The 23,708-nt window shown below is 74.0% G+C and carries 22 protein-coding genes, 1 tRNA gene and 2 pseudogenes; 14 read left to right on the top strand and 11 right to left on the bottom strand.

What is annotated here, in order from left to right; genetic code table 11:
- The first annotated feature begins 23 nt into the window (after window positions 1–23).
- From cobI to ABEA30_RS09525, 4 genes are read left to right on the top strand one after another with little or no spacing between them, the layout of a single operon-like run.
- Window positions 24–782, top strand: coding sequence for a precorrin-2 C(20)-methyltransferase (gene cobI / locus ABEA30_RS09540; protein WP_345582222.1), 759 nt, complete (start codon window positions 24–26; stop codon window positions 780–782).
- A complete protein-coding gene (gene cobM, locus ABEA30_RS09535; protein WP_345582220.1) occupies window positions 779–1,609 on the top strand; it encodes a precorrin-4 C(11)-methyltransferase in 831 nt (276 codons plus the stop codon). The genes cobI and cobM overlap by 4 nt, the downstream gene beginning before the upstream one ends.
- Window positions 1,606–3,987, top strand: a complete 2,382-nt coding sequence (gene cobJ / locus ABEA30_RS09530; protein ID WP_345582218.1) for a precorrin-3B C(17)-methyltransferase — start codon at window positions 1,606–1,608, stop codon at window positions 3,985–3,987. The genes cobM and cobJ overlap by 4 nt, the downstream gene beginning before the upstream one ends.
- Window positions 3,984–5,189, top strand: coding sequence for a CbiX/SirB N-terminal domain-containing protein (locus ABEA30_RS09525; RefSeq protein ID WP_345582216.1), 1,206 nt, complete (start codon window positions 3,984–3,986; stop codon window positions 5,187–5,189). Before cobJ ends, ABEA30_RS09525 begins: the two co-directional genes overlap by 4 nt.
- Before the next feature lie 12 nt (window positions 5,190–5,201).
- Here the strand turns inward: ABEA30_RS09525 and cobF are convergent, their stop codons facing one another.
- Entirely contained in the window at window positions 5,202–5,975 is a 774-nt protein-coding gene (gene cobF, locus ABEA30_RS09520) for a precorrin-6A synthase (deacetylating) (protein WP_345582215.1), read from the bottom strand.
- Window positions 5,975–6,631, bottom strand: coding sequence for a precorrin-8X methylmutase (locus tag ABEA30_RS09515; protein WP_345582214.1), 657 nt, complete (start codon window positions 6,629–6,631; stop codon window positions 5,975–5,977). The genes cobF and ABEA30_RS09515 overlap by 1 nt, the downstream gene beginning before the upstream one ends.
- Window positions 6,632–6,844: 213 nt before the next feature.
- Between ABEA30_RS09515 and ABEA30_RS09510 the strand changes: the two genes are divergently transcribed.
- The 7 genes and pseudogenes from ABEA30_RS09510 to ABEA30_RS09480 all read left to right on the top strand — a co-directional run bounded on the left by ABEA30_RS09510 (window position 6,845) and on the right by ABEA30_RS09480 (window position 12,808).
- Window positions 6,845–7,519: an energy-coupling factor ABC transporter permease gene (locus ABEA30_RS09510; RefSeq protein WP_345582213.1), complete on the top strand. Its 675-nt coding sequence runs from the start codon at window positions 6,845–6,847 to the stop codon at window positions 7,517–7,519.
- Window positions 7,512–7,835: an energy-coupling factor ABC transporter substrate-binding protein gene (locus tag ABEA30_RS09505; RefSeq protein WP_386086613.1), complete on the top strand. Its 324-nt coding sequence runs from the start codon at window positions 7,512–7,514 to the stop codon at window positions 7,833–7,835. The genes ABEA30_RS09510 and ABEA30_RS09505 overlap by 8 nt, the downstream gene beginning before the upstream one ends.
- Before the next feature lie 4 nt (window positions 7,836–7,839).
- On the top strand, window positions 7,840–8,514 hold the full coding sequence (gene cbiQ / locus ABEA30_RS09500) for a cobalt ECF transporter T component CbiQ (RefSeq protein WP_345582212.1): 675 nt from the start codon (window positions 7,840–7,842) through the stop codon (window positions 8,512–8,514).
- On the top strand, window positions 8,514–9,299 hold the full coding sequence (locus ABEA30_RS09495) for an energy-coupling factor ABC transporter ATP-binding protein (RefSeq protein ID WP_345582439.1): 786 nt from the start codon (window positions 8,514–8,516) through the stop codon (window positions 9,297–9,299). The genes cbiQ and ABEA30_RS09495 overlap by 1 nt, the downstream gene beginning before the upstream one ends.
- A complete protein-coding gene (gene cbiT / locus ABEA30_RS09490; protein ID WP_345582210.1) occupies window positions 9,296–9,883 on the top strand; it encodes a precorrin-6Y C5,15-methyltransferase (decarboxylating) subunit CbiT in 588 nt (195 codons plus the stop codon). Before ABEA30_RS09495 ends, cbiT begins: the two co-directional genes overlap by 4 nt.
- Window positions 9,838–10,425, top strand: coding sequence for a cob(I)yrinic acid a,c-diamide adenosyltransferase (gene cobO, locus ABEA30_RS09485; RefSeq protein WP_386086652.1), 588 nt, complete (start codon window positions 9,838–9,840; stop codon window positions 10,423–10,425). Before cbiT ends, cobO begins: the two co-directional genes overlap by 46 nt.
- Window positions 10,419–12,808, top strand: a pseudogene (locus ABEA30_RS09480) (cobyrinate a,c-diamide synthase). Before cobO ends, ABEA30_RS09480 begins: the two are co-directional and overlap by 7 nt.
- Here ABEA30_RS09480 and ABEA30_RS09475 read toward each other — a convergent pair.
- Window positions 12,787–13,515 carry a cobalt-precorrin-6A reductase gene (locus tag ABEA30_RS09475; protein WP_345582206.1) on the bottom strand — a complete coding sequence of 243 codons (729 nt, stop codon included), beginning with the start codon at window positions 13,513–13,515 and terminating at the stop codon, window positions 12,787–12,789. The pseudogene ABEA30_RS09480 and the gene ABEA30_RS09475 overlap by 22 nt on opposite strands.
- Window positions 13,516–13,540: 25 nt before the next feature.
- Here ABEA30_RS09475 and cobT point away from each other — a divergent pair.
- A pseudogene (gene cobT, locus ABEA30_RS09470) lies at window positions 13,541–15,147 on the top strand (nicotinate-nucleotide--dimethylbenzimidazole phosphoribosyltransferase).
- Window positions 15,144–15,902 (top strand): adenosylcobinamide-GDP ribazoletransferase, encoded by a 759-nt coding sequence (gene cobS, locus ABEA30_RS09460; protein WP_345582199.1) that lies wholly within the window; start codon window positions 15,144–15,146, stop codon window positions 15,900–15,902. Before cobT ends, cobS begins: the two are co-directional and overlap by 4 nt.
- Here the strand turns inward: cobS and ABEA30_RS09455 are convergent.
- From ABEA30_RS09455 to ABEA30_RS09440, 4 genes are read right to left on the bottom strand one after another with little or no spacing between them, the layout of a single operon-like run.
- Window positions 15,899–16,492 (bottom strand): 2'-5' RNA ligase family protein, encoded by a 594-nt coding sequence (locus ABEA30_RS09455; protein ID WP_345582197.1) that lies wholly within the window; start codon window positions 16,490–16,492, stop codon window positions 15,899–15,901. The two genes, cobS and ABEA30_RS09455, sit on opposite strands and share 4 nt — an antisense overlap.
- Window positions 16,489–17,310: a hypothetical protein gene (locus ABEA30_RS09450; protein WP_345582195.1), complete on the bottom strand. Its 822-nt coding sequence runs from the start codon at window positions 17,308–17,310 to the stop codon at window positions 16,489–16,491. The genes ABEA30_RS09455 and ABEA30_RS09450 overlap by 4 nt, the downstream gene beginning before the upstream one ends.
- Window positions 17,307–18,170 carry a hypothetical protein gene (locus ABEA30_RS09445; protein ID WP_345582193.1) on the bottom strand — a complete coding sequence of 288 codons (864 nt, stop codon included), beginning with the start codon at window positions 18,168–18,170 and terminating at the stop codon, window positions 17,307–17,309. Before ABEA30_RS09445 ends, ABEA30_RS09450 begins: the two co-directional genes overlap by 4 nt.
- Entirely contained in the window at window positions 18,167–18,883 is a 717-nt protein-coding gene (locus ABEA30_RS09440; RefSeq protein ID WP_345582191.1) for a hypothetical protein, read from the bottom strand. Before ABEA30_RS09440 ends, ABEA30_RS09445 begins: the two co-directional genes overlap by 4 nt.
- A gap of 314 nt (window positions 18,884–19,197) precedes the next feature.
- On the opposite strand from ABEA30_RS09440, the gene ABEA30_RS09435 reads away from it, so the two are divergent.
- Complete coding sequence (locus ABEA30_RS09435) at window positions 19,198–19,836, top strand: hypothetical protein (RefSeq protein WP_345582189.1); 639 nt, start codon at window positions 19,198–19,200, stop codon at window positions 19,834–19,836.
- Here the strand turns inward: ABEA30_RS09435 and ABEA30_RS09430 are convergent.
- The 4 genes from ABEA30_RS09430 to ABEA30_RS09415 all read right to left on the bottom strand — a co-directional run bounded on the left by ABEA30_RS09430 (window position 19,837) and on the right by ABEA30_RS09415 (window position 23,573).
- Window positions 19,837–19,924: transfer RNA gene (locus ABEA30_RS09430), tRNA-Ser, on the bottom strand. It abuts the gene before it with no gap.
- Window positions 19,925–19,972: 48 nt separating this feature from the next.
- Window positions 19,973–21,040 carry a L,D-transpeptidase gene (locus ABEA30_RS09425; protein WP_345582187.1) on the bottom strand — a complete coding sequence of 356 codons (1,068 nt, stop codon included), beginning with the start codon at window positions 21,038–21,040 and terminating at the stop codon, window positions 19,973–19,975.
- Between the two features lie 138 nt (window positions 21,041–21,178).
- Complete coding sequence (locus ABEA30_RS09420) at window positions 21,179–22,528, bottom strand: Na+/H+ antiporter family protein (RefSeq protein WP_345582185.1); 1,350 nt, start codon at window positions 22,526–22,528, stop codon at window positions 21,179–21,181.
- 73 nt (window positions 22,529–22,601) lie between these two features.
- A complete protein-coding gene (locus tag ABEA30_RS09415; RefSeq protein ID WP_345582183.1) occupies window positions 22,602–23,573 on the bottom strand; it encodes an asparaginase in 972 nt (323 codons plus the stop codon).
- Between the last annotated feature and the right edge of the window lie 135 nt (window positions 23,574–23,708).

Below are 23,708 nucleotides of genomic sequence, written 5' to 3'. Positions count from 1 at the left end.
CGAGCGACCCAAGGAGGCCACGGTTGAACACCGTCCCCACCCATGCCCACCGGCGCCTGATCGGCGTCGGCGTCGGGCCAGGAGATCCCACACACGTCACCCTCAAGGCAGCCGAGGCGCTGCGCACGGCCGACGTCGTGCTCGTGCCCGCCACGGAGGCGTCCGGCGACGGCCCCGGCCGGGCCGAACTGATCGTCGCCGAGGTGGCGCCCGCTGCGCGGCTGCGGCGCATCCCCTTCACCATGGCGGACCGCAGCGGCGTCTCGGAGCGCCGCAAGGAGGCGTGGCTCACGTCGGCCGCGGCCGCCGTCGAGGAGTTCGACGGCGGGGCCGGGGTGGTGGCGTTCGCCACCGTCGGCGACCCGTCGGTGTACTCGACGTTCTCGTACCTGGCCGCCCACGTCGTCGCCTCGCGGCCGGGGGTGGAGGTCGAGGTGGTCCCGGGGATCACCGCGATGCAGGCCCTGGCGGCGGAGTCGCGCACCCCGCTCGTCGAGGGGCAGGAGGTCCTGGCGCTGGTGCCGGTGACGGTCGGGCTGGACCGGGTGCGCGAGTTGCTGCGGGCCGCCGACACGGTGGTCGCCTACAAGGGCGGCCGCACGCTGCCCGACCTGGTGCGCCTGTTGCGCGACGAGGGGCGCGACGGCGTCGTGGGGGTCAACGTCTCCCTGGCGGGCCAGCGGCTGCTGCAGTTGGACGACCTGGGCGACGGCGAACGGGCGCCGTACTTCTCCACCGTGCTGAGCGCCCCGCGGCGCACCGAGACCGGCGGCGCGCTGTGAGCGGCCGCGTGGTCTTCGTCGGTGCCGGTCCCGGCGCGGCAGACCTCATCACGCTGCGGGGGGCCCGCGTGATCGCCGAGGCCGACGTCGTCATCTGGGCGTCGTCGCTGGTGCACCCCGACCTCGTCGCGACGGCGAAGCCCGGCGCCGAGGTGATCGACTCGGCCTCGGCATCGCTGGAGGACCTCGTCCCCGTCTACGAGCGCGCCCGCGACGAGGGGCTCACCGTCGCTCGCGTGCACACCGGCGACCCCTCCATCTACGGCGCCACCGCGGAGCAGCGCGACCTCATCCGCCGGCTGGGGCTCGCCGTCGAATCCGTGCCGGGCATCTCGGCGTTCTCCGCCGCGGCCGCTCGGATGGAGGTCGAGTTGACGGTGCCGGAGGTGTCGCAGTCGCTGGTGTTGACCAGGCTCGAGGGCGGCCGCACGCCCATGCCGCCGAGGGAGACCGTCAGGTCCTTCGCCGCACACGGCGCCACCATGGCGCTGTACCTGTCGGCGGCGCGCAACAAGGTGCTGCAGGAGGAACTCCTGGCCGGCGGCTACCCGCCGGGGACGCCCTGCATCGTCGGGTACCGCGTGACGTGGCCCGACGAGCTGATGCTGCGCTGCGAGCTCTCCCAGTTGTCCTCGACGATGCGGGAGCACAAGTTGTGGAAGCACACCGTCGTGCTCGTGGGGCCGGCGCTCGCCGAGGGCCCACTGAGCACCCGTTCCCACCTCTACCACCCAGGTTTCCGGCACGAGTACCGCGCGGCCGAACCCCACGCGCAGGCAGACCTGCGCGCCCAGGGCACGCGTGGCGTCACGGAGGCACTGTCATGATCCACGTCCACGGCTACCTGGGGCAGCTGGCCCCGGAGACGGTCGAACTCGCCGGACGCGCCGCGCTGGTGGTCGGCGGGCGCCGACACCTGGCGGCGCTGGGCGTCGACGAGCAGCGGGGCGTGGTGCTGGGGGCGCTCGCCCCCGCGCTGGAGCGGCTGCGCGCGCTGCCCGACGGCGCCGACGCCCTGGTGCTCGCCAGCGGCGACCCCGGCTTCCACGGCATCGTGCGCAGGCTGCGCGACGAGGGCCTCGAGGTGACGGTGCGCCCCGCGGTGAGCTCGGTGGCGGCCGCGTTCGCAGCGGTGGCACTGCCGTGGGACGACGCCGTGGTGGTCTCGGCCCACGGGCGCCCCATCGACGACGCGGTGGCCGCCGCGCTGCGGCACCCGAAGGTCGCGGTGCTCACCGGCCCGGGCTCCGGCCTGCGGGAGATCGCGGCCGCCCTGGTGGCCTGTGGGCGGGCGCCACGCTTCGTGGTCGCCGAGCGGTTGGGGGAGGTTGATGAACGGGTGCGGTGGTTCACCGGTGACGAGGCGTTGCGCGCCGACGTGGTCGAACCCAACGTCGTGCTGGTCCTCGACGCGTCGGCACCTCGCACCTCGAGCGGTGCCACCCCCACGATCGGGCAGGTCACGAACTCCGCTGCGGCGCGTCGGCATGCCGACGCCATCGACGCCGTCGTGGGGCCCACCCTGCGCTTCGACGGGCCCTCGCGCGAGGGGCTCGCCGCCGCCTGGCAGCGGTGTGACCTCATCGTCAGCCACCTGGCGCTGGGCGCGACGTCGCGGATCATCGCGCCGTGGCTGCACGACAAGAAGGCCGACCCGGGCGTGGTCGTGGTGGACGAGGCGGGCCGGTTCGCCGTGCCGCTGGTGGGCGGCCACGCGGGCGGGGCGAACGACCTCGCGCGCCGCATCGCGGAGGCCACCGGCGCCACGCCGGTGCTGACCACGGCCACGGACGCGCTGAACATCCCGGCGCTCGACACCTTGGGCTGGGCCTACGCCGGCGACGTCGCGGCCGTGACCCGCGCCGTCATCGACGGCGAACCCGTCCTGGTCGAGAAGCACCAGCCGTGGCCGCTCCCGCCGCTGCCCACCAACGTGTCCCAGACCGCTGAGCACCCCGTCGCCCGGATCCTCGTCACAGACCATTCGTACCCTGAGCCTGTCCCAGCGCGGAACTCCTCGTGCCCTGAGCCTGTCCCAGCGCGGAGCGCCGGACAGGTCGAAGGGCCCACCGTCGTGCTGCACCCGCGCAGCCTCGTGGTGGGCATGGGCTGCAACAAGGGCACCAGCGCGGACCACCTGCGGGGACTCCTCGAGGCGACTCTCGCGGAGCACAACCTCGCCCTCGACTCCGTCGCCGCGCTGACCACCGTCGACGCCAAGGCGGGCGAGCTCGGGCTGCTCCAGCTGGCCCACCAGTTGGGGGTGAAGCTCGTCGACTACCCGGCCGCCGAGCTTGCGGTCTTCGACGTGCCGACGCCCAGCCAGTACGCCCTCGACCACGTCGGCACGCCGTCGGTGTCGGAGGCCTCCGTCCTGGCCCACGGCGCAGAGCTGGTCGTGACCAAGCAGAAGACGCAGGACGCCACGTGCGCCGTCGGCCGCATCCCCGCGCGGGGGCGACTCAGCGTCGTCGGTCTCGGCCCGGGCGTGCGCGACCTGCTCACGCCCCGCGCGAAGGAGCGGCTGCAGCAGGCCACCTACGTCGTCGGCTACGCGCCGTACGTCAAGCAGGTCCGCGACCTCATCCGCCCCGGCACCCGCATCATGGCCACGAAGATGGGCACCGAGGAGGAGCGCACCGCCTCGGCGATCGACGCGGCCCGGGCTGGTGAGAACGTCGCGCTGGTCTGCGGCGGCGACCCCGCCATCTACGCCATGGCCAGCCCCGTGCTGGAGCAGGGCACCGACGGCGTGGACGTCGACGTCGTGCCCGGCGTCACCGCCTCGCTGGCGGTCTCCGCCATCCTCGGCGCGCCGCTGGGCCACGACCACGCCACCATCTCGCTGTCCGACCTCCACACCCCGTGGGCCTCCATCGAGCGGCGACTGCGCGGCGCCGCCGTCGGCGACTTCGTCACCGTCCTCTACAACCCCCGCTCGCGCAAGCGCGTGCGGCACCTGCCCCTGGCGCTGGAGATCCTGGGCGAACACCGCCCGCCCGAGACGCCCGTCGCCGTGGTGCAACAGGCCGAGCGGCCCCGGCAGAAGGTGATCATGTCCACGCTGGCCGAGTTCCGGCCCGAATGGGTGGACATGAACTCGCTGGTCGTGGTGGGCTCGTCGTCGACGAAGTACGTCACGTCCGGCGGCGGGCGCCAGCTGATGGTCACGCCGCGCGACTACACCTGGATGGAGCGGCCATGAGCACGCCACTGCTGATCGCGGCCCACGGGACGCGGCTCGAAGCCGGTGTCGAGGCCTGCCTGGAACTGGCGGAACTGGTGCGTGACAGGCTGCCCGACGCCCCGGTCAGCGTGGGGTTCGTCGAGCTGGCCGAGCCGTCGATCACCGAGGCACTGGCAGAGGCGATGGGGGAGCACGGCCCCCGCGCCGTCGTCGTGCCGTTGATGCTGGGCACGGGCGGGCACGTGCGCTCCGACATCCCCGGGTTCATCGACGCGGCCCGCTCCGCCGTCCCGGGCGCCCACGTGGACTACGCGGCGCACCTGGGCCCGCACCCACGCCTCCTCGACGCCGTGGAGGCACGGCTGCACGCGGCCCTCGGCGGGTGGGCCGAGCCGGAGACCACCGTCGTGTTCGTGGGCCGGGGTGCGCTGGTGCCGGAGGCGAACGCCGACCACGTGCACCTCGCCCGCCTGCTGCTCGAGCGGGGGGAGTGGGCCGACGTGGAGCCGGCGTTCATCCAGGTCACGCGCCCGTCGCTGCCCACCGCGCTGGACCGCGCGTACGCGGCCGGCGCGCGCCGCATCGTGGTGATGGGGCACTGGTTGTTCCCCGGGATGCTCAGCACCTGGACGTGGAAGCAGGCCGACGGCTGGGCCGCCGCGCACGCCGACGCCGAGGTGCGCGTCGCCGACGTGATCGGGCCGTGTGCCGAGCTCGCCGACGTGGTGGTGGAGCGCTACCTGGAGGTGTTGCCGGAGGCGCCGCCGCACGGGTCGCCGACCTACCTCGCCGGCCTGTGGCTGCGCAACCGCGACGTGCTGGTGCTCGGCGGTGGGAGGGTCGCGGAGCGGCGGGTACCGCGGCTGCTCGAGGCCGGCGCGCGGCTGCGGCTGGTCTCGCCGACGCTCACCCCCGCGTTGCGGGCCCTGGCGGAGGAGGGCCGCTTCGAGTGGATCCCCAGGGCGTTCCTGGATTCGGACCTGGGCGACGCCTGGTACGTCCTCGCGGCCACCAATGATCCGACGGCGAACAGGGCGGCGTCGGACATCGCCGAGTCACACCACCGGTTCTGCGTCCGGGCCGACGACGCCCGCGCGGGCACGGCCTGGACGCCTGCGACGGCGGACGCGCACGGCCTGACCGTCGCGGTGATCGGCAACCGAGACCCACGGCTGTCGCGCGCGGTGCGCGACGCGGTGGTCGGTTTGCTGGGGTCCTGACCGCGGCGCGGCTCAGCCGGCGTGGCGGCGCAGCAGGTAGGTGTCGAACATCCAGCCCTTGCGGGCGGCAGCCTCGGCGCGCACCTCGACGATCCGGTCGCGCACCTCCGGCAGCGGGCCGCTGATCAGGATCTCGTCCGGGGTGCCCAGGTAGGCGCCCCAGTAGATGTCGATCCCCGTCGGGTCGATCGTGGCGAAGGTCTGCCTGCCGTCGAGCATCACGACGACGTCGTCGACGCCGTCGGGCAGCCCGTCGGCCAGTAGGCGCGCGGGGCTGACCTGCACCGCCCTGCCCTGCCGGTTGAGCGGGATGCGGTGCCGCGCGGCCAGCGCCAGCACGCAACTGATGCCCGGGATGACCCGCACGTCGAACGGCTCGACGGCGGCCTGCGCGATGCGCTCCACGATGGCCAGCGTCGACTCGTACAGGCTCGGGTCCCCCCACACCAGGAAGCCGCCGGTCTCGCCCTCGGCCAGCGCGGCGGCGATGGCCTCGCCCCACTGCTCGAAGCGCTGCTGCCGCCAGCGCGCCACGGCCGCAGGGTAGTCCGGGGTGCTGCGCCACGGGCGCGGCGGGTCGGCCAGCTCCACCACGCGCAGCTCGGGCAGGTCAGCGCCGCGATGGCGCGCCACGAGGTCACGCCGGAACGCGACGGGCTCGTCGTACTCGTCCTCCTTGACCACCACGAACAACACGTCGAGCGCGCGGATGGCCGCCACGGCCTCGAGGGTGAGCCAGTCGGGGTCGCCGGCGCCGATGCCGATCAGCGCCACCTCGCGGCTCATCAGCCCTCCTGGCGCGACGTGTTGGTGAGCTCGTCCACGCTGGCGATCGCGTTGACCGCCGCCACCGTCAACGCCGAGCCGCCCCGTCTGCCGTGCACCACCAGGTACTCGAGGCCCAACTCGTTGGCGGCCAGTGCCGCCTTCGACTCCGCGGCGCCGACGAAGCCCACCGGGATCCCGACGACGGCGGCAGGCCGCACGCCCGTCTCGGCCACCACCTCCAACAGGCGGAACAGCGCCGTGGGCGCGTTGCCGATGGCGACGACGGCGCCCTCCAGGCGGGGCAGCCACAGGTCGACGGCGGCCATCGTCTTGGTCATGGACCTCGCGGCGGCCAGCTCGGCCAGCGCCGGGTCCTTGATGTGGCAGATGACGTCGTTGTCACGGGGGAGCCGGGAGCGGATGATGCCCGTGGCCACCATCGAGGAATCACAGAGGATGGGTGCCCCGGCGCGCAGCGCCGCGTTGGCCGCGGCCACCACCCCGGGCGTGAAGTCGACGTCGTCGGCCAGGTCGGTCGCTGCGCTGGCGTGCACCATGCGCACCACGACGCGGCTCACGTCGTCGGGGAACCGCTCCAGGTTGGTCTCCTCGCGGATGATGCGGAAGCTCTCGCGGTAGATCTCTGAACCGTCGGTGAGGTAGTCGTAGGCCACGGGCGCCACCGTAGTGCACCCCCCGGCGGCGCCCGCCGCAGGGGGTCTGGTTGGATGGGAGGCACAACACAAGAACCCGTGAGGAGACCAGGAAGCCGGGAACGAGCCGGCACGGTCGCGCCACTGTGCACCGCCCCCGAGGCGGAGAGTCAGGAACTGGATCCCCACGGACCGATCGCCGGGACGCGAGAATCTCGGCCGAAGGGAATCCCCATGCACATCGCAGAGGGGATGCTGCCACCGCTGCACTGCGCGGCCTGGTTCGCAGCATCCGCACCGTTCGTCATCCACGGCGCCTCCGCCGTGATCCGCACGTCGCGCGAGAACCCCGAGAACAAGCTGCTGCTGGCCGCCGCCGGCGCCTTCACGCTGGTGCTCAGCGCGCTGAAGCTGCCGTCGGTGACCGGGTCGTCGTCGCACCCCACCGGCACCGGCCTGGGCGCGGTGCTGTTCGGCCCGCCCGTCATGGCGTTCCTCGGCACGCTCGTGCTCGTCTTCCAGGCCGTCCTGCTGGCCCACGGCGGCCTCACGACGCTGGGCGCCAACGCGTTCTCCATGGCCATCGTGGGCCCCTGGGTGGGGTACGGCACCTACCGCGCGCTGCGGGCGCTGCGCTCGCCGGCGTGGCTGCAGGTGGGCTGCGCGTTGGCGCTGGCCAACCTGGCCACGTACGCGGTCACCTCCGCCCAGCTCGCCATCGCCTACCCGGATCCGGCCACCGGGTTCGGCGGGGCGCTGGCGAAGTTCGGGGCGCTGTTCGCCGTCACGCAGGTGCCGCTCGCGCTCGCGGAGGGCGTGCTGGGCGTGTTGGTCTTCGGGTTCCTCACGCGTGCGGCCCGGCCCGGCCTCGTGCGGCTCGGCGTGCTGCCGGAGGCCGCCCATGTCTGAGGCCACCACCCACCGCATCCCCCTGCTCTCGAGGCGCGACTGGTTGATCGGCGCCGCCCTGGTCGCGCTGCTCGTGGCAGGCTTCGCCGCCGTCGTGCTGCTCGCGCCCAGCGGCGCAGGCTTCGCCGGCACCGACGCCACCGGGGCCGAGCTCATCCCCGCCGAGCCCTGGGTCACGCCGCCGTTCTCCCCGGGCAGCCTGGGCAGCGAGGTCGAATCCGGCCTGTTCGCCCTGCAGGCGGCGCTGGGCGGGATCATCCTCGGCTTCGTGCTGGGGCGGCTCACCGGCCGTCGCAGCACCGCAGCGCAGGAGTAGCTCCGTGGCACGTGTTGCCGCGGTCGACGACGCGGCGTGGGAGTCGCCCTGGCGGCAGCGCCCCGTGGGCACCAGGGTCTTCCTTTCTTTCGCCCTGGTGCTCGCAGCGCTGCTGATGCCCGCCTGGCCGGGCTGCGCGCTGGTGGCCGGGGGCTCGCTCGGCCTCATGCTCGGCCCAGCGCGGATCAGGGCCTCCCTCGTCGCCGTCGTCACGGTGCCGCCCATCGCGTTCATCGCCGTCGGGGTGCTCCCGTTGGCGGTGCAGGTGGGCGGCACCCCCTTCCTCTCCCTCGCGCCCGACGGCGGGGCCAGGGCCCTGGGCGTGCTGGCGCACGGCGTGGCCGGCACGCTGGCGCTGCTGCTGTTGGTGACCACCACCACGATGGTGGACCTGCTCGCCTGGTGTCGGCGGCTGGGGGTACCCGCGCCCCTGGTGGAGATCGCCGCGCTCATGTACCGGCTGGTGTTCGTGCTGCTCAGCACCGCCGTGGCCGTCCAGCGCGCGCAGCAGGCCCGGCTCGTGGCCGATGCGCCGCTGCCGCAACGGATGCGCTTCGCCGCGGCCGCCGTCGGCACCACGCTGCTGCGCACCTGGGACAGGGCCAGCCGGCTCCAGCGCGGCCTCGAGCTGCGCGGCTACGAGGAGGACCTGCCCACGCTGCCGAGGGTGGTGGCGTGATGCTGGCCGCGGAGCACGTCACCGTCGCCTACCCGGGCGGCCCCGCGGTGCTGAAGGGCGCCTCCATCCGCCTGCCGCGCCGGAAGGTGGCACTGCTCGGCGCCAACGGCTCCGGCAAGTCGACCCTCCTGCAGACCCTCGCCGGGGCGGTACGCCCGGCCGGCGGCAGCGTGCTCCTCGACGGCACGCCCCTCGTCCACTCGCGCGCCGGACTGCGCGGGCACCGCCGCCGGGTGCAGCTGGTGCTGCAGGACCCGGACGACCAGTTGTTCTCCGCGGACGTGCGCCAGGACGTGTCGTTCGGCCCGCTCAACCTGGGGCTGGCCGAGGCCGAGGCGGCGGCGCGGGTGGACGAGACGCTCGCCCAGCTGGGGATCGCGCACCTGGCGGCGCGGCCCACGCACCACCTGAGCTACGGCGAGCGCAAGCGTGTGGCGCTGGCCGGCGCCGTCGCCATGCGGCCCGACCACCTCCTGCTCGACGAACCCACCGCAGGCCTCGACCCCGAGGGCGTGCACGAACTGCTCGTCGCGCTCGACGGCCTCGACTCCGCCATCCTGCTGGCCACGCACCACGTGGCGTTCGCGTTGGCCTGGGCAGACGAGGTCGCCGTGGTGGTGGACGGTCAGGTCCGGCAGGGGCCGGTGTCGCTGCTGGGCGACGCCGACCTGCTGGCCGCCGCCCGCCTCCACCGCCCCTGGCCGCTCGAACTCGCCGCCCGCCTGGGCCTGGCAGGCACCCCCAGACACCTCGACGACGTCACCGCACTGCTGGAGGCACGATGATCCACGACCCGAACTGCGCCGTCCTCGGCCGCGCGCCCGGCCTGCCCGATGACGTGTTCGAGCACGACGGGCTCATCACCAAGCGGGTGCTGCGCGCCGCGGCGCTCGCGTTCCTGCGCCCGCGGCCCGGCGAGTTGTTGTGGGACCTGGGCGCCGGCGCCGGCTCGGTGGGCATCGAGTGGTGCCGCGCGGCCGAGGGCTGCCGCTGCGTGGCCGTGGAGCGCGTGGCGGAGCGGGCCGACCGCGCAGAGGCCAACGCCGCCCGGCTCGCGCCCGAGGGGGCGTACCGGCTGGTCCGCGCCACCGTCGACGGTGTGCTGACCGCGCTGCCCAACCCCGACGCCGTGTTCGTCGGGGGCGGGGCCACGCTCGCCGTGCTCGAGCACGCCGTCGACAGGCTGCCGGAGGGCGGCCGCCTCGTGGTGCACGGCGTCACGGTGGAGGCCGAGGAGGTCTGCGTCGCCGCGCACCGACGGTGGGGCGGCGCGCTGGCCAGGGTCGCCGTCGAGCACGCCGAGCCCATCGGCCGCCTGCTGGGCTGGACGCCCGCGCGCACCGTCGTGACGTGGGCGGCGCAACGGTGAGCACCAAGGAACTGCGCAGCCGGCCGATCGTCGCGGTGCACACCGGCGACGGCAAGGGCAAGACCACCGCCGCCGTCGGGATGGCGCTGCGCGCGTGGGCTCAGGGGTGGAGCGTGGGCGTGTACCAGTTCGTGAAGTCCGCGAAGTGGCGCACGGGGGAGCAGGCGGCGTTCGCCGCGCTCGGCGGCGACGTCACGTGGGAGAAGATGGGCACCGGCTGGAGCTGGTCGCGCGCCCACACCGCCACCGACCCCGAGGGGGCGGCCCGGGAGGGCTGGGGGCGCATCCGCGAGGGGATCGCGGCGCAGCGCCACCGGTTCTGGCTCCTGGACGAGTTCACCTACCCCTTGGCGTGGGGCTGGGTGGAGGTCGACGAGGTACTCGAGGTGCTGCGGGAGCGGCCCGGCACGCAGCACGTGGTGATCACCGGGCGGCGCTGCCCGCAGCCCATCATCGACGCGGCGGACCTGGTCACCGACATGGTGCCGGTCAAGCACCCCTTCACGCAGGGGCAGCGGGGACAGGCGGGGATCGAATGGTGAGCCGGATCGTGGTGGCCGCGCCGTCGTCGGGCAGCGGCAAGACCACCGTCGCGACGGGCCTGATGGCGGCGTTGCGGGCGCGCGGGCTGACGGTGTCGCCGTTCAAGGTGGGCCCCGACTACATCGACCCCGGCTACCACGCCCTGGCCACCGGGCGGCCGGGCCGCAACCTCGACCCGGTGCTGTGCGGCGAGGGCTTGGTGGCGCCGCTGTTCGCGCACGGCGCCGAGGGCGCCGATGTCGCCGTGGTGGAGGGCGTGATGGGCCTGTTCGACGGCCGGCTCGGCACCCGCGGCGAGGGATCGACGGCGCACGTGGCGCGGCTGCTCGAGGCCCCCGTCGTGCTGGTGGTCGACGCGCGGCACACCTCGCGCACCGTGGGCGCGGTGGCCCTGGGCATGGCGCGGTTCGACCCCGCGGTCCGGGTGGCAGGCGTCGTCCTCAACCAGGTGGGCAGCCAACGCCACGCCGCGGAGGCCCGGGCAGCCGTCGAGGAGGCGGGCTTGCCGGTGTTGGGTGCGTTGCCGCGCAATCTGGGGATCGAGGCGCCGTCGCGACATCTGGGGCTGGTGCCGGCCGCCGAGCGCAACGACGCGAAGATCGCGGCGATGGGGGAGGCCGTGGCGGCGCACGTCGACCTCGACGCGGTGCTGGAGTTGGCGCGCACGGCCCCGCCGCTCGGGGTTGCGCCGTGGCGGCCCGCGGCCCGCCCGGTGCAGGCGCCCCGCGTGGTGGCGGTGGCGGGCGGGCGGGCGTTCACGTTCCGCTACCCGGAGACCGACGAACTGCTCGCCGCGGGCGGGTGCCGCGTGGTGGAGTTCGACCCGCTGCGCGACACGGTTCTCCCTGCGGGGACGGCGGGGCTGTGGCTCGGCGGGGGGTTCCCGGAGGTGCACGCGGCGGAACTGGCCGCCAACACGGCGCTGCTGGCAGAGGTGCGCGACGCGGTGCGCTCGGGCATGCCCACCGTCGCCGAGTGCGCCGGGCTGCTGTACCTGTGCCGCACGCTCGACGGCGTGCCCATGGCCGGCGCCGTCGACGCCGACGCGGCGATGGGGCCCAGGCTCACGTTGGGCTATCGCACCGCCACGGCCGAGCGGCCCTCGCTGCTGGGCAGGCCGGGCGAAGTCGTCACAGGGCACGAGTTCCACCGCACGCGGCTGCTGGACCGCCCCGACGCCGACCCCGCGTGGCTGCTGCCGCACCCCGACGGCGTGGCCACCGAGACGCTGCACGCGTCGTACCTGCACGTGCACTGGGCCGGGCACCCCCAGCTGGCGGCGCGCTTCGTCGAGGGGGTGCACGCATGACGGACCTGTGGCACCACGGCGACAAGGACCTCGCGCCCGGGCTGGTCGACCTGGCCGTCAACGTGCGCCAGCCCCGCACGCCGCAGTGGCTGGTCGACGCCGTCGTGGGCGACGCGGACTGGGCGGCGTACCCGGACCCGGAGCCGGCGCGGCTCGCGATCGCGCGGCACCACGGCGTCGAGGCCGCCATGGTGCTGCCGACGGCGGGCGCGGCCGAGGCGTTCACGCTGATCGCGCGTGCCGTGCCCGGCACGTCGCTGGTGGTGCACCCGCAGTTCACCGAACCCGAGGCCGCGCTGCTCGCCGCCGGCCGTGAGCCGCAGCGCCACGTGCTGCGGCCCGACGACGACTTCCGGCTCGACCCCACCGTCGTGCCCCCCGCTGACCTCACCGTGGTGGGCAACCCCACCAACCCGACGGCGGTGCTGCACGCGGCGGCGGACCTCGAGGCACTGCCCGCCGGGGTGCTGGTGGTGGACGAGGCCTTCCTCGACGCCGTGCCCGGCGAGCCGGAGAGCCTCATCGCGCCCAGCATGCCGGGCCGCCTGGTGGTGAGGTCGCTGACGAAGACGTGGGCGTTGGCCGGGCTGCGCGCCGGCTACGTCGTGGGCGACCCCGCCCTCATCGCTGCGCTGGAGCGGCAGCAGCCGCCGTGGTCGGTGTCCACGCCCGCCGTCCGGGCGATGCTCGCCTGCCTCACGCCGCGCGCCCGGGCCGAGGCGGCCGGGCTCGCCGCCGAGGCGGCGACCCACCGTCGTGACCTCGCCAGCCGCCTCACCGCCCTCGGCCTCCACCCCGTCCCGGGCGCCGCCCCCTTCGTGCTGGTGGACACCGTGAGCAATGGGATGGGGTCACGGCGCGACACGCCGAGGAATGCACCGCACACCGGTCATGACCCCATCCCATTGCTCACGGCCGGGCCACGCCGAGCCCTCGCCCAGCGCGGGTTCGCGGTGCGCCGCGGGGAGACGTTCCCGGGATTGGGGCCAAGCTGGGTGCGGCTCGCGGTCCGCACGCCGGAGGTGCACGAGCGACTCGTCGAAGCGCTGCGTCAGCTGGGGGTGGGCAGGTGAGCCACCCACGCCAGAGCCTCCTCGACGCTGTGCACCTCCTCAGCCGGGGGCAGGTGCGGGCGCCGCAGCACCACCACCAGGCAGCCCTCCTCATGGGCGACGGTGAGCTTGGCGTCGGTCATGGGCCCGCCGGCATCCTTGGTCACCAGCACGCCGACGCCGTGCTCGCGGAAGAGCGCCCGCTCGCCCTCGGCGGTGAACGGCCCGCGCGACGTCAGCAGCTCCCACCCCGCGGGCACCGTCAGGCCAGTGCCGTCCGCCACGCGGGCCACCACCCGCCGTTCCCGCAGCGCGTCCACGTAGTCGACGGTGTGCTGCCGCCCCACCGTCAGCAGCACCGTCCGCCCGTCCCCGGCCGCGACTGCCGCGGCCTCGGCGTGCGAGCCCACCCACCGCCATGTCGCGGCCAGTGGGTGCCCGGCCCAGCCGGGGCGCACCACCCGCAACAGCGGCACGCCTGCCTCGGCGCAGGCCGCCACGGCGTTGCGCGAGATGTCAGCCGCGAACGGGTGCGTCGCGTCCAGCACCGCCTCGACGGCGTGCTCCCGCAGGTGGGCCACCATGCCGGCCACACCACCGAAGCCGCCGCGGCGCGTGGCGCCCACCGTGAGCGGGTCGGCGGTCCGTCCGGCCAGCGACAGCACGGCGCGACCCTCCAGCGCAGCCGCCAACCGGCGCCCCTCCGCAGTACCACCCAGGATCACCATCACACCACCATCCAACCCGAAGGAAATGAAGATGTCGCTGCTCGACACCACGCTCGCCGCCATCAAGCCCGTCTCCGAGGAGGCGCTGGCCGCGGCTGAGCGACGCCAGAACGAGCTCACCAAGCCGCCGGGCAGCCTCGGCCACCTCGAGACGGTCGGCAACCGCCTGGCCGCCATCGCCGGCGTCTGCCCGCCGCCCGTCCCGGAGCCCGCCGTCATCGGCCTGTTCGCCGGCGACCACGGCGTCTGCGCCCAGGGCGTCAGCCCGTGGCCGCAGGAGGTCACGGTGCAGATGATGCTCAACATAGGAGCGGGTGGGGCGGCCATCAACGTGCTGGGGCGCCAGGCCGGCGCCGACGTGTGGGTCACCAACGTGGGGGTCGCCGCCGACGCGCCGGACCACCCGGCCGTGCGCGACCGCAACGTGCGTCGCGGCACCGCCGACTTCACCGAGGGCCCCGCCATGACGCTCGAGGAGGCCCGCGCCGCCGTCGAGGTGGGCATCGCCACGGCGTTCGAAGCCGTCGACGGCGGCGCCAGGTGCCTGCTCACCGGCGAGATGGGCATCGGCAACACCACGCCGTCGAGCGCACTCATCTCGGTGTTCACCGGCACGGACGCCGCCACGGTCACCGGCCGGGGCGCGGGGGCCGACGACGAGATGCTGGACCGCAAGGTCGACGCCATCGAACGCGGCCTCGCCCTCCACCAGCCCGACCCCGCCGACGCCCTCGGCACCGTCGCCGCCGTCGGCGGCCTGGAACAGGCGGCCATCGCGGGCTTCATCCTCGGCGCCGCGGCGCGCCGGGTCCCGGTGGTCCTCGACGGCGTCATCGCCTGCTCGGCGGCGTGCGTCGCCGTCGCGTTCGACGACGACGTGCGTGGCTACCTGATCTCCGGCCACGCCGGGGCCGAGCCGGGCATCCAGGCCGCGGTGGCGCACCTCGGCCTGCGGCCACTGGTCGACCTGGGCCTGCGCCTCGGCGAGGGCTCCGGCGCGGCGGTCGCCCTGCCCATGGTCCAGGCCTCCGCCCGTATCCTGAACGACATGGCGACCTTCGCCAGCGCCGGAGTCTCGGAGGGCTGATGCAGTTCGGTGGTGAGGGCACCGCGTTGGTGCTGGGTGGGGCCCGTTCGGGCAAGTCGACGTGGGCTGAGGCCCAGTTCGACGGCGTGGCGGAGGTGGAGTACGTGGCCACCTCCGAGCTCCGCGACGGCGACACCGAGTGGGCGCACCGCGTGGCGCTCCACCGCGAACGGCGACCGGCCTCGTGGCGCACGACCGAGACGCTCGACCTGGCCGCCGTGCTGGGTGCCGACGACGCCGCGCCCGTGCTGGTCGACTGTGTGGCCGTATGGTTCGACCGCGTGCTCCAGGACGCCGGCGCCTGGGACGACTCGCCGGGCTGGCGCGACACCGTCGCGGCCCGGGTCGACGAGCTGGTGGCGGCCGTGCGCACCACCCGCCGCACCGTCATCCTGGTCAGCAACGAGGTGGGCCTCGGCGTGGTGCCCGCCACCGCTTCGGGCCGCCTCTACCGCGACGAGTTGGGCAGGCTCAACGCCCGCCTGGCCGGCGCGGTGCGCGAGGTGTGGTTCTGCGTGGCAGGCATCGCCAAGCGGTGGGCATGAACTCGCTCGGCGCCGCCACCGGGCTGTTCACGGTCATCCCGGTGCCCGCGTTCGAGGTCGACCGGAGGCTCGCGGCCCGGGCCATGGCGGCCTTCCCCTGGCTGGGCGCCCTCCTGGGTGCCGCGTCCGGCGCGGTCCTGTGGGCTGCCTGGCAGCTGGCCGGGCCGCTGCTCGGGGCCATGCTCGGCCTCGCCCTCCTGGCGGGGCTGACCGGAGCCATGCACCTCGACGGCGTGGCCGACACCGCCGACGGCCTCGGGTCGCGGCGCCCGCCCGACGAGGCGCTGACCATCATGCGCAAGTCCGACATCGGCCCGATGGGGGTGGCCACGCTGGTGCTGGTCCTGCTGGTCGACGCCGCCGCGCTGGCGTCGATGCCCAGCGCGGTGGTGGCCGCCGTCGGCCTCGCCGGGGCGGCTGCCCTGGGCCGGCTGGCCATCACGCTCGCGTCGGTGTCCACCCGGTCGGCCAGGCAGCACGGCTTCGGCGCGCTGTTCGTCGGCGTGACGAGACCCTGGGTGGCGGCAGTCACCTGGGTCGCCGTCGTCGGGCTCGTCCTGGCGGGTGCGTGGGTGGCAGGCGGCCAGCACGCCGCGTTGGCCGCCGGCATCGGCCTGGCCGCCGCCACGCTGGCCGGGGCCCTCTGGTCGCGCCACCTCCTGGTCCGGCTGGGCGGCTGGACCGGCGACACCTTCGGCTCGCTGATCGAGGTCGTCCAGGCGGTGTTCCTCGTGGCCTTCGCGTTGGCCGCCTAGAACGCCACGGTCTCGACGGCGGTGAGTGGGCCGGCGATGTCCGCGGCGTCGTAGCGCAGCAACGTCACCCCGGTCACCGTGATCGGCTCGATGCTGGGCGGGCACCAGGCGGCGGCGCGGGCGGCCACCTCGTCGAGCGGCACCTCGACGCCGTAGTGGCCGATGGTCACGTGCGGCACGTACGGTCTGCGCCGGTTCTCGCCCAGCGCGTCGGCCAGGGCGTCGAGCTCCGGCGCCTCGACGCACAGGTACGGCGTCATCCGGAACGTGCCCCAGCCCCCGATGGCGAGCCGGAACGGTTCGATGCCCAGACCGCGGATCGTGGCGCGGGCGGCGGCGATCCTCTCCGGCGTGTACGGGGGGTCCTCGGGTGCGGCGCCGGCCTTGGGCACCGGACCGCCGTAGCCGACGGTGACGTGCGGCTGCCTGTCGTACCGCGGCAGCAGCACGTCGGCCCAGTGGGCACGCGCGGAGTCGACGGCGGCGCGCACCTCGTCGGTGTCCACCAGCACGCCCCAGATGAGGGCGTGGTCGGCGCCGCCGCGCCAGGCCACGAAGTCGCGGTCCTCACACGCGATGGTGCGGCTCACCGCGGCGGCTCGCCGGCCTGCGGCCAGGTGCCGTTGAGGCGCTCCCCGCCGCGCGCCAGTTCCTCCAGTCCCCGCGCCAGGTCGGCGGCGGGGGCGCCGTGCAGGGAGCCGTCGATGTCGCGGGTGAGCTGCGACGTGGCCCGGTTGACCCGGGCGATCGCGTGGCGGGTGCGGGCGAACAGGTGCGCCGCGTCCCCGCCCACCAGCGCCAGGACCTGCGCCGCCGCCTCCCGCAGGGACTCGGCGCACAGGTAGAACGTGGCGCGGTGCAGCAGCGCCGCATCCGCCAGGTAGGCGGCGGAGGCGCGGGTCACGGCGGCGTACTCCTCGAGGGCGCCTGCCTGCAGTTGCGCCGCGGAGCGGTACGCGGCCGCGGCCTCGCCCTGCCAGGTGCCGGAGGCCGTCAGTTCCTCCGCGGTGAGCGAGGCCTCGTCGAGTTGCTGCGCCTGGGCGAGCACCTCGTCGCGCTGCGTCTCGAGCCGCTCCGGCACGCTCGCGTGGGGGCTGAGGCGATCGGCCACCAGCTCGCGGAGGCTCTCCACCGCCTCGTCGAGGTCTGCCCGGGCAGCCCGTTCACCGTCGGCCACCAGGTAGCCGACGAGCGTCTGCATCTCCGGGTGCTGCCGTGCGATCTCCGCGACCGCATCGCGGCCCTGCCGCAGGTCTGCCTCCAGCACGCGCTGCGCGGCGCGCTGCAACTCGGAGGTGGCGTCGCGCACGGCGTCGAAGTCGGCCTTCGGCAGGTCAGGGCCCACGCCCTGCTGCCGCAGCTGGCTCGCCTCCTTCTGCGCCAGTCGGATCACCAGCGTCCTCGTCATGCCCGCAGCCCCTCCGTGCGGCGCAGCTCCGCGATGCCCGCGTCGTCCACGCCCTCGTACTGGGCGGCCGTCTCGTGCAACCGCTCCGCGATGCCCTCGAACTCATCCACGGCGCCGGTGCGCCAGGCGTCTATCTGTTGGCTCAGCGTCAGCTGAGACCGCTGGGCGGCCTCGAACAGCCCCATGCCGGATTCGGGGTGGCGCGGCACGGCTGCCACCTGCCCCGCGAGGCCCGTCCAGCGTTCGCCCAGGCCGTGGAGCTGCGCCGGGTCCGCGACGAAGCCGTCGATGTGCTCGGGTTCCTGCGGCATCCGGGGCGCTGCGGCCCTGCCCACGTCGGCCACCTCGCCGCTGACCATCGTCACGCCGGCCACCTCGCTGGCCGGTTCGACGACCGCCTCGGCCGTGCCTCCGGGCACCTCCTCCCCGGACGGCGGGGCACCCGCACCGCCCGGCGCGCCGCCACCTCCGACGGCGCCGGCGCCGATCCCGCCCGCGCCGGGGCCGGCACCTGGCGACTTCGTCAGCGGACGCGCCTCACCCGGCACGCCCGCCACCGTGGGGGCCTGCGCCGGCGCGGACAAGGGGGCGACGGCGGGCTCGGCAGGCCTGGCACCGCCCAGCGTGCCGCCGCCGGTACCGCCCATGCCGCCGGCGCCGCCCATCATCATCGGCGGCATCATGCCCGGCGAGCCGGCGCCCGCCATGCCGGCCTGGGCGCCCCGGTGGGGGTTGATCGTGGCCTCGACGATGTCGGCGGCAGCGAGCACGTCGTCGTCCTCGGCCCTGACGCCACCCACCTGGGAGCGGGTCACGCGCGCCGCCAGCTGGTCCCACAGTTCCTCGTTGCTGCTGCTCATCCAGGCTCCCTCCCGGTCACCATCCGGCGCAGGCCGGCCATCAGGATCTCGTGCTCGCGCGTGATGGCGGCCAGCTCGTCAGCCGGGCCAGCCGCCGGGACGTAGCGGGCGTAGGCCTGCTGCGCGAGCCTCAGCACGCCGTCGTTGATCTCCCGGACGTCGGCGTCGTCGAGCCAGTCCTCGTCGAATTCCACGGCGGCCAGCTCGCCGCCGGCGTCGAGGTGCACCGCCATGGCGCCCTCCCAGACGGCACTGACGGGCTGCGCGGGCACGGGCGGCTGCTCAAGCTGCCGCTTGGCCGCGTCCTGCCAACGCCGGTTGACGTTGTCGATGGCGAGCTGGAAAGTGGTGAACGGGTCCCGGCCGAAGCGCCACAGGCCCGTGAAGTCGACGCCGGCCAGGTCCGGCTCGGGAAGCTCAGGCTCCGGCTCCGCGATGCGGATGCGTGCGGCGGCGAGCACCGCAGCGAACGCGTCGCCGAGGGTGCGGTGCTCGCCCAGCCTGCGGTGCCAGATGGGTGAGACGAACACGCGGGTGAGGCGGCCGCCGTCGAACCAGAGCCGCACGATGCGCTGGGGGTCCGTGACGGAGTCTGCGGCCTCCTCCTCGCCCACCTCGTCAGCGGGGTCGCCGACGTGGACCGGCGCAAGCGGGTCGAAGTCGTCGTCGAGGAGGCCGTCCATGCCGCACAGCTTGCCAAACGCCGAGGTCATTCGACCAGCGGAGGCCCGGGCGGAGACGAAGATGATGGGCGTGGCCGCGCTGGCGCGCACCGCCGGCAGAACGTGAAGCCGTTCATGCTCGGGAGGTTGACGTCCAGCAACACCACGCCCGCCGGTGCCAGGGCGAGGAACTCCTGCGCGTCCTCTGCCGTAGTGCGGTGCGCGACGGTGAGCCCCGTGGCCCCGAGGAACTCGTCGGTGGGCCCGCCCTGCGCCACCCATGTGTGAGCGGTGCTCTTGCTTTGCGGAGGGGGAGTCGTTACGCTTCAGAAAAGAGAGAGCGATGCTCTCGGAAAGGACATGTCATGCGAATCCGTCCGGAGACTTCCTGGCTCACGGCCTCAGGTGTTGGGTTCGCCCTCTTCCCGATGTTGCGCCCCTGGGGCGACAAGGCCATGACGCAGGAGGGCATGGTGGCGGCGTTCGGTTCGTCGTGGTGGCTCGTGGCGCACCTGCTGGGCGCCGGGGGCTTCGTGGCGCTGTCCGTGGCGCTGGCCCTGCGCGCCCGAGTCGAGCGACGCGGGCGCGCCGCCGCCTGGTTCGCCGCCGTCGGCACGGCGTTGGTGCTGCCGTTCTTCGGTGCGGAGACGTTCGCGCTGCATGCCATCGCGCTCCTCGAGCCCGGCTCCACCCCGGCGCTCGCCGAGGGGGTCCGCGGCGGCGCGGCCGCGCTCGGCACCTTCGCCCTCGGCCTGCTGTGCCTGGCGGTGGCCGGCGACCTGATCGCCGCGACGCGCCGGCGCGCCAGTGGCCTGCGGTGGGCCGGCATCCCGCTGGCGCTGGGCCTGGTGGGCTACCTGCCGCAGTTCTTCCTGCCCGCCGAGGGCCGCATCGCCCACGGGGTGCTGATGCTCGTGGGGGCCGTGGTCCTGGCGCTCGCATGGCGTCGCGAGGCGCCCGTCAACGAGTCGACCCCCGCGCGGCACGTGCCGGCGGGGGTCTGATGGCGGAGGATACGAGATTCGAACTCGTGAGGGCGTGAACCCAACCCGCTTTCCAAGCGAGCGCCATAGGCCTCTAGGCGAATCCTCCAAGGGGAAACCTTACCGGAGCAGCGCCTGCGGCCTCAAATCCGCCGGATCAGTTGTAGACGATCACCTTGTCGCCCACCCGGGCGATGTCGAAGAAGCGCTCCATCTGGGCGTAGTCGCGCACGTTGACGCAGCCACCGGAGCCGCCGCTGTAGCCCACGCGGGCGAAGTTGGCGGAGTAGTGGATGGCGATGCCGCCGTCGAAGAACAGCGCGAACGGCATCTCGACCTTGTAGATGCTGGAGAAGTGGTCGCGCGACTTCCAGCCGATCCGGAACGCGCCGTTGCGGGTGGGCGTGGCGGTCTTGCCGAAGCGGACGTCGACGATGGTCTGCACCTTGCCGTTGACCACCCAGGCCATCTTGTTCTGGCCCTTCGAGACGCAGAACGCGCGGCCGGTCATGCAGCGCTCGTCGAGGCGGAAGCCCGACTGCACGAGCGGCTGCGTGATGACGGGCACCGGTGCGGTGGGGGTGGGCACGCCGGCCGGCGGCGTGGCGGCGGCGGGGATGGCCTTGACCCAGGGGCTGGCGGTGCCGTCGAACTTGACGATGCCGTTGAACACCCAGTCGGTCTTCTGGGTCACGGTGCCGGTGGCCACCGACGCGGTGGTGGCGACGGCGTAGCTGCGGCAGGCGCCGCGGCCCGTGGCGGCGGTGTCACACTCGGAGCGCCACTTGCGGCCGTCGGACGCCGTCCACTCGCCGGTCTGGGCCAGCGGGTTGCCGGCCCACACGGAGCGGGGCGACGGGAGGTAGGTCAAGTTGTTGAACGCCCAGGCGTTCTGGGTGTACCACTGGCCGTCCTTCAGGAACACCGTGGAGGCGTAGATGCTGGTGCGGCACCGCACCGTCGTCGACGAGTACATGTCGCACTGGGTGAACCAGTAGCGGCCGTTGACCAGGTGGTAGCCCGGGGTCACGTAGATGGCCTGCTCGGGAGTGAGCTTGGCCGGCTGCGTGGTGGGCGCCGGGGTGCTGGTGGTGGGTGCCGGAGAGGTGACCAGCGGGGGCAGCTCTCCGGGCGGCGTGGGGTTGAACTCCTCGGCGGCTGCGAACGGCGCGACCAGCGTCATCGCCAGGGCAGCGATGGCCACCCCCAACATCTTCTTGCGCATCTTCGGCTTCCTCCCGGCAAACATCGTTGCCAATCGTAAACGCGGCCTCGGTCATTTCCCAATGCCGCGGCGCGTGCTCCTGACCCTCATACGCGTCGGGCTGCCGAAAGGTTGCAGCGGGTGGCGGGATTTTTCAGTTCACAGCACCATCGCCGCGACCCAACCTGCGGCGAGCAGCGGCAGGTTGAAGTGCAGGAAGGTGGGGATGACGGTGTCGCGGATGTGGTCGTGCTGGCCGTCGGCGTTCAGGCCGGCGGTGGGGCCGAGCGTCGAGTCGGAGGCGGGGGAGCCCGCGTCGCCCAGCGCGCCGGCGGTGCCGATGATCGAGACGGTGGCCAGCGGCGAGAAGCCCATCGCGACGCACAGCGGCACGTAGATGGCCGTGATGATCGGCAGCGTCGAGAACGACGAGCCGATGCCCATCGTGACCAGCAGGCCCACGAACAGCATCGCGAAGGCGGCCACGGCCCTGTTGCCCGCGAAGAGGTCGGCGGTGCCCTCCACCAGCGGGCCGATCTCGCCGGTGGCCTGCATGACGGCGGCGAAGCCCTGCGCGGAGATCATGATGAAGCCGATCAGCGCCATCATCTTCATGCCACCGGTGAAGACGTGCTCGGCGTCCTTCCACCGCACCGCGCCGGTCACCACGAACAGGCAGAGGCCCACGAGCGCGCCCACGAGGAGGGAGTCGGCGGAGGAGCCGACGATGGTCAGCCAGGTCTGGATGGCGAAGCACGCCACGATCGCCACCAGGGCGATGGCGACCTTCTTCCTGTCGATGGCCGTGGGTGCCTCCACGTCCACGACGGCGGTCGGGTCGTAGTCGCGCGGCCTGCGGTAGGTCACGCCGACGGCGAGGACCAGGCCCAACACCATGCCCAGCGCCGGGATCCACATGGCCTCCATGACGGGCACGTCGCTGACGTCCAGGCCGGACTTCGTGATGTTGGCGTAGAGGATGTCGTAGAGGAAGATCTTCCCGAAGCCGATCGGCAGGAACATGTAGGTGGTCACGAGGCCGAACGTCAGCACGCAGGCCATGGCGCGGCGGTCGAGGCGCAGCCGGCTCATCACCACCAGCAGCGGCGGGATCAGCAGCGGGATGAACGCGATGTGCACCGGGATGAGGTTCTGGCTCATGATCGACATCACGAGCACGCCGGTCAGCATGCCCCACTTGGCCCAGGCCTTGACCTTCTGCGACGTGGACATGTCGTCGGCGTCGAGCTTGGCGATGAGCCAGTTGGCCAGCAGTTGCGGCAGGCCCGAGTGCGCCACCGCCATCGCGAAGGCGCCCAGCAGGGCGTAGCTGAGCGCGATCTTCGCGCCGCCCGCCAGGCCATCCTGGAACGCCACCATCGTGGCCTCGAGGCCCAGGCCTGCGGTCAGGCCGCCCACCAACGCGCCCAGGAACAGCGCCAGCACCACGTGGACGCGCAGCACCGACAGGACCAACATCACGAGGACGGACAGCACGACGGCGTTCATGGGCAGCCTTCAGGGATCGGTGACAGGGCCGGGCGGAATCCTATGCTCCCGACACTCCCCGCGCCGCATCGGGTCAGCCGAGCAGGCGCAGCGCCTCCACCAGCGGGGCCGCCGGCACCAGCTGGCCGACCCGTTCACCGTGGCCGAGGACCGGCTCGGGGTCCAGCTCCGACAGGGTCGCCGTCGAATGGCCCAGCGCCGCCAGGATGGCGACGGCCACGGGGACGGTGGCGCGGTGGCGGCCGTCGGAGACCTTGATCCCGATGCCGGTGCCGTCGGCCAGGCCCAGCGCGAGCGTGCCCTCGGCGCCCGCCTTGCAGACCAGGCCCGGGACCTCGCGGTGGAAGACGGCCTCGTCTCGGCGGGTGCCCGACGCGTACTCCGGGTGGGCGCGGAAGGCGTCGGCCAGCAGCTTCTCGGGCCCGTCTGTCGCGCCTGCGATGCGGCCGAAGGCCCGGGCGAGTCCGACGAGGCTGGTGGGGAACGCGGGGGCGCCGCAGCCGTCGACGACGGGGTCGCCGACGTCCTCGCCGGTCTGCGCGGCCAGTTCCTCACGGATCGCGAGCTGCAGCGGGTGGCTCGGGTCGCGGTAGGCGTCGGTGCGCCACCCGGCGCGCACGCAGGTGCGCAGCATGGCGGAGTGCTTGCCCGAGCAGTTGTGGGCGATGGACTCCTCGCCGCGGCCGGCGGCCAGCCAGGCGTCCAGCGGGACGCGCGAGGGGAACGCCGGGGTGGTCTGCAGGTCGGCGGGGGAGAGCCCGGCCCCGGCGAGGATGCGGGTGGCGCCGTCGACGTGGATGGGTTCGCCGTCGTGTGACGCGGCTGCCAGCGCGAGCTCGGCGCCGTCGAGGTCCAGGCCGTGCCGCAGCATCGCCACGGCCTGCATGGGCTTGAGGGCGGAGCGGGCGAGGAACGGCGAGGCGGCGTCGCCGAGGAGGAGGCGCACGCCGCCGGGCCCGGTGACCGCGACGGCGCCGTGGTGGACGGCTTCCAGGTAGGGGCCGCGCCACACCTCGGCGAGCGCGGGATCGAGACTGCTGACCATGCCCGCCACCCTGCCACCGGCCGCTCCGCCACCCCAAATCCGCCCGACTGGCCCCAACGGCGACGTGATGCCTCATGTCAATACCTCCGGGTGAACTGATCGTTGCCTCAGCAGTGAACCTCCGGTTCGCCAGGT

The sequence above is a fragment of the Tessaracoccus lubricantis genome (genome assembly GCF_039544535.1).
Lineage (GTDB): Bacteria > Actinomycetota > Actinomycetes > Propionibacteriales > Propionibacteriaceae > Arachnia > Arachnia lubricantis.
The sequence above is the reverse complement of the archived record's forward strand: the minus strand, read 5'-3'. Positions and strand labels throughout refer to the sequence as shown.

Excerpts from the sequence above, each read along its gene's own strand:
- cobJ (WP_345582218.1), top strand. The coding sequence starts at position 1,606 with ATGATCCACGTCCACGGCTACCTGGGGCAGCTGGCCCCGGAGACGGTC.
- ABEA30_RS09525 (WP_345582216.1), top strand. The coding sequence starts at position 3,984 with ATGAGCACGCCACTGCTGATCGCGGCCCACGGGACGCGGCTCGAAGCC.
- cobF (WP_345582215.1), bottom strand. The coding sequence starts at position 5,975 with ATGAGCCGCGAGGTGGCGCTGATCGGCATCGGCGCCGGCGACCCCGAC.
- ABEA30_RS09510 (WP_345582213.1), top strand. The coding sequence starts at position 6,845 with ATGCACATCGCAGAGGGGATGCTGCCACCGCTGCACTGCGCGGCCTGG.
- ABEA30_RS09505 (WP_386086613.1), top strand. The coding sequence starts at position 7,512 with ATGTCTGAGGCCACCACCCACCGCATCCCCCTGCTCTCGAGGCGCGAC.
- ABEA30_RS09495 (WP_345582439.1), top strand. The coding sequence starts at position 8,514 with ATGCTGGCCGCGGAGCACGTCACCGTCGCCTACCCGGGCGGCCCCGCG.
- cbiT (WP_345582210.1), top strand. The coding sequence starts at position 9,296 with ATGATCCACGACCCGAACTGCGCCGTCCTCGGCCGCGCGCCCGGCCTG.
- ABEA30_RS09475 (WP_345582206.1), bottom strand. The coding sequence starts at position 13,515 with ATGGTGATCCTGGGTGGTACTGCGGAGGGGCGCCGGTTGGCGGCTGCG.
- cobS (WP_345582199.1), top strand. The coding sequence starts at position 15,144 with ATGAACTCGCTCGGCGCCGCCACCGGGCTGTTCACGGTCATCCCGGTG.
- ABEA30_RS09450 (WP_345582195.1), bottom strand. The coding sequence starts at position 17,310 with ATGACGAGGACGCTGGTGATCCGACTGGCGCAGAAGGAGGCGAGCCAG.
- ABEA30_RS09445 (WP_345582193.1), bottom strand. The coding sequence starts at position 18,170 with ATGAGCAGCAGCAACGAGGAACTGTGGGACCAGCTGGCGGCGCGCGTG.
- ABEA30_RS09440 (WP_345582191.1), bottom strand. The coding sequence starts at position 18,883 with ATGACCTCGGCGTTTGGCAAGCTGTGCGGCATGGACGGCCTCCTCGAC.
- ABEA30_RS09435 (WP_345582189.1), top strand. The coding sequence starts at position 19,198 with ATGCGAATCCGTCCGGAGACTTCCTGGCTCACGGCCTCAGGTGTTGGG.
- ABEA30_RS09425 (WP_345582187.1), bottom strand. The coding sequence starts at position 21,040 with ATGCGCAAGAAGATGTTGGGGGTGGCCATCGCTGCCCTGGCGATGACG.
- ABEA30_RS09420 (WP_345582185.1), bottom strand. The coding sequence starts at position 22,528 with ATGAACGCCGTCGTGCTGTCCGTCCTCGTGATGTTGGTCCTGTCGGTG.
- ABEA30_RS09415 (WP_345582183.1), bottom strand. The coding sequence starts at position 23,573 with ATGGTCAGCAGTCTCGATCCCGCGCTCGCCGAGGTGTGGCGCGGCCCC.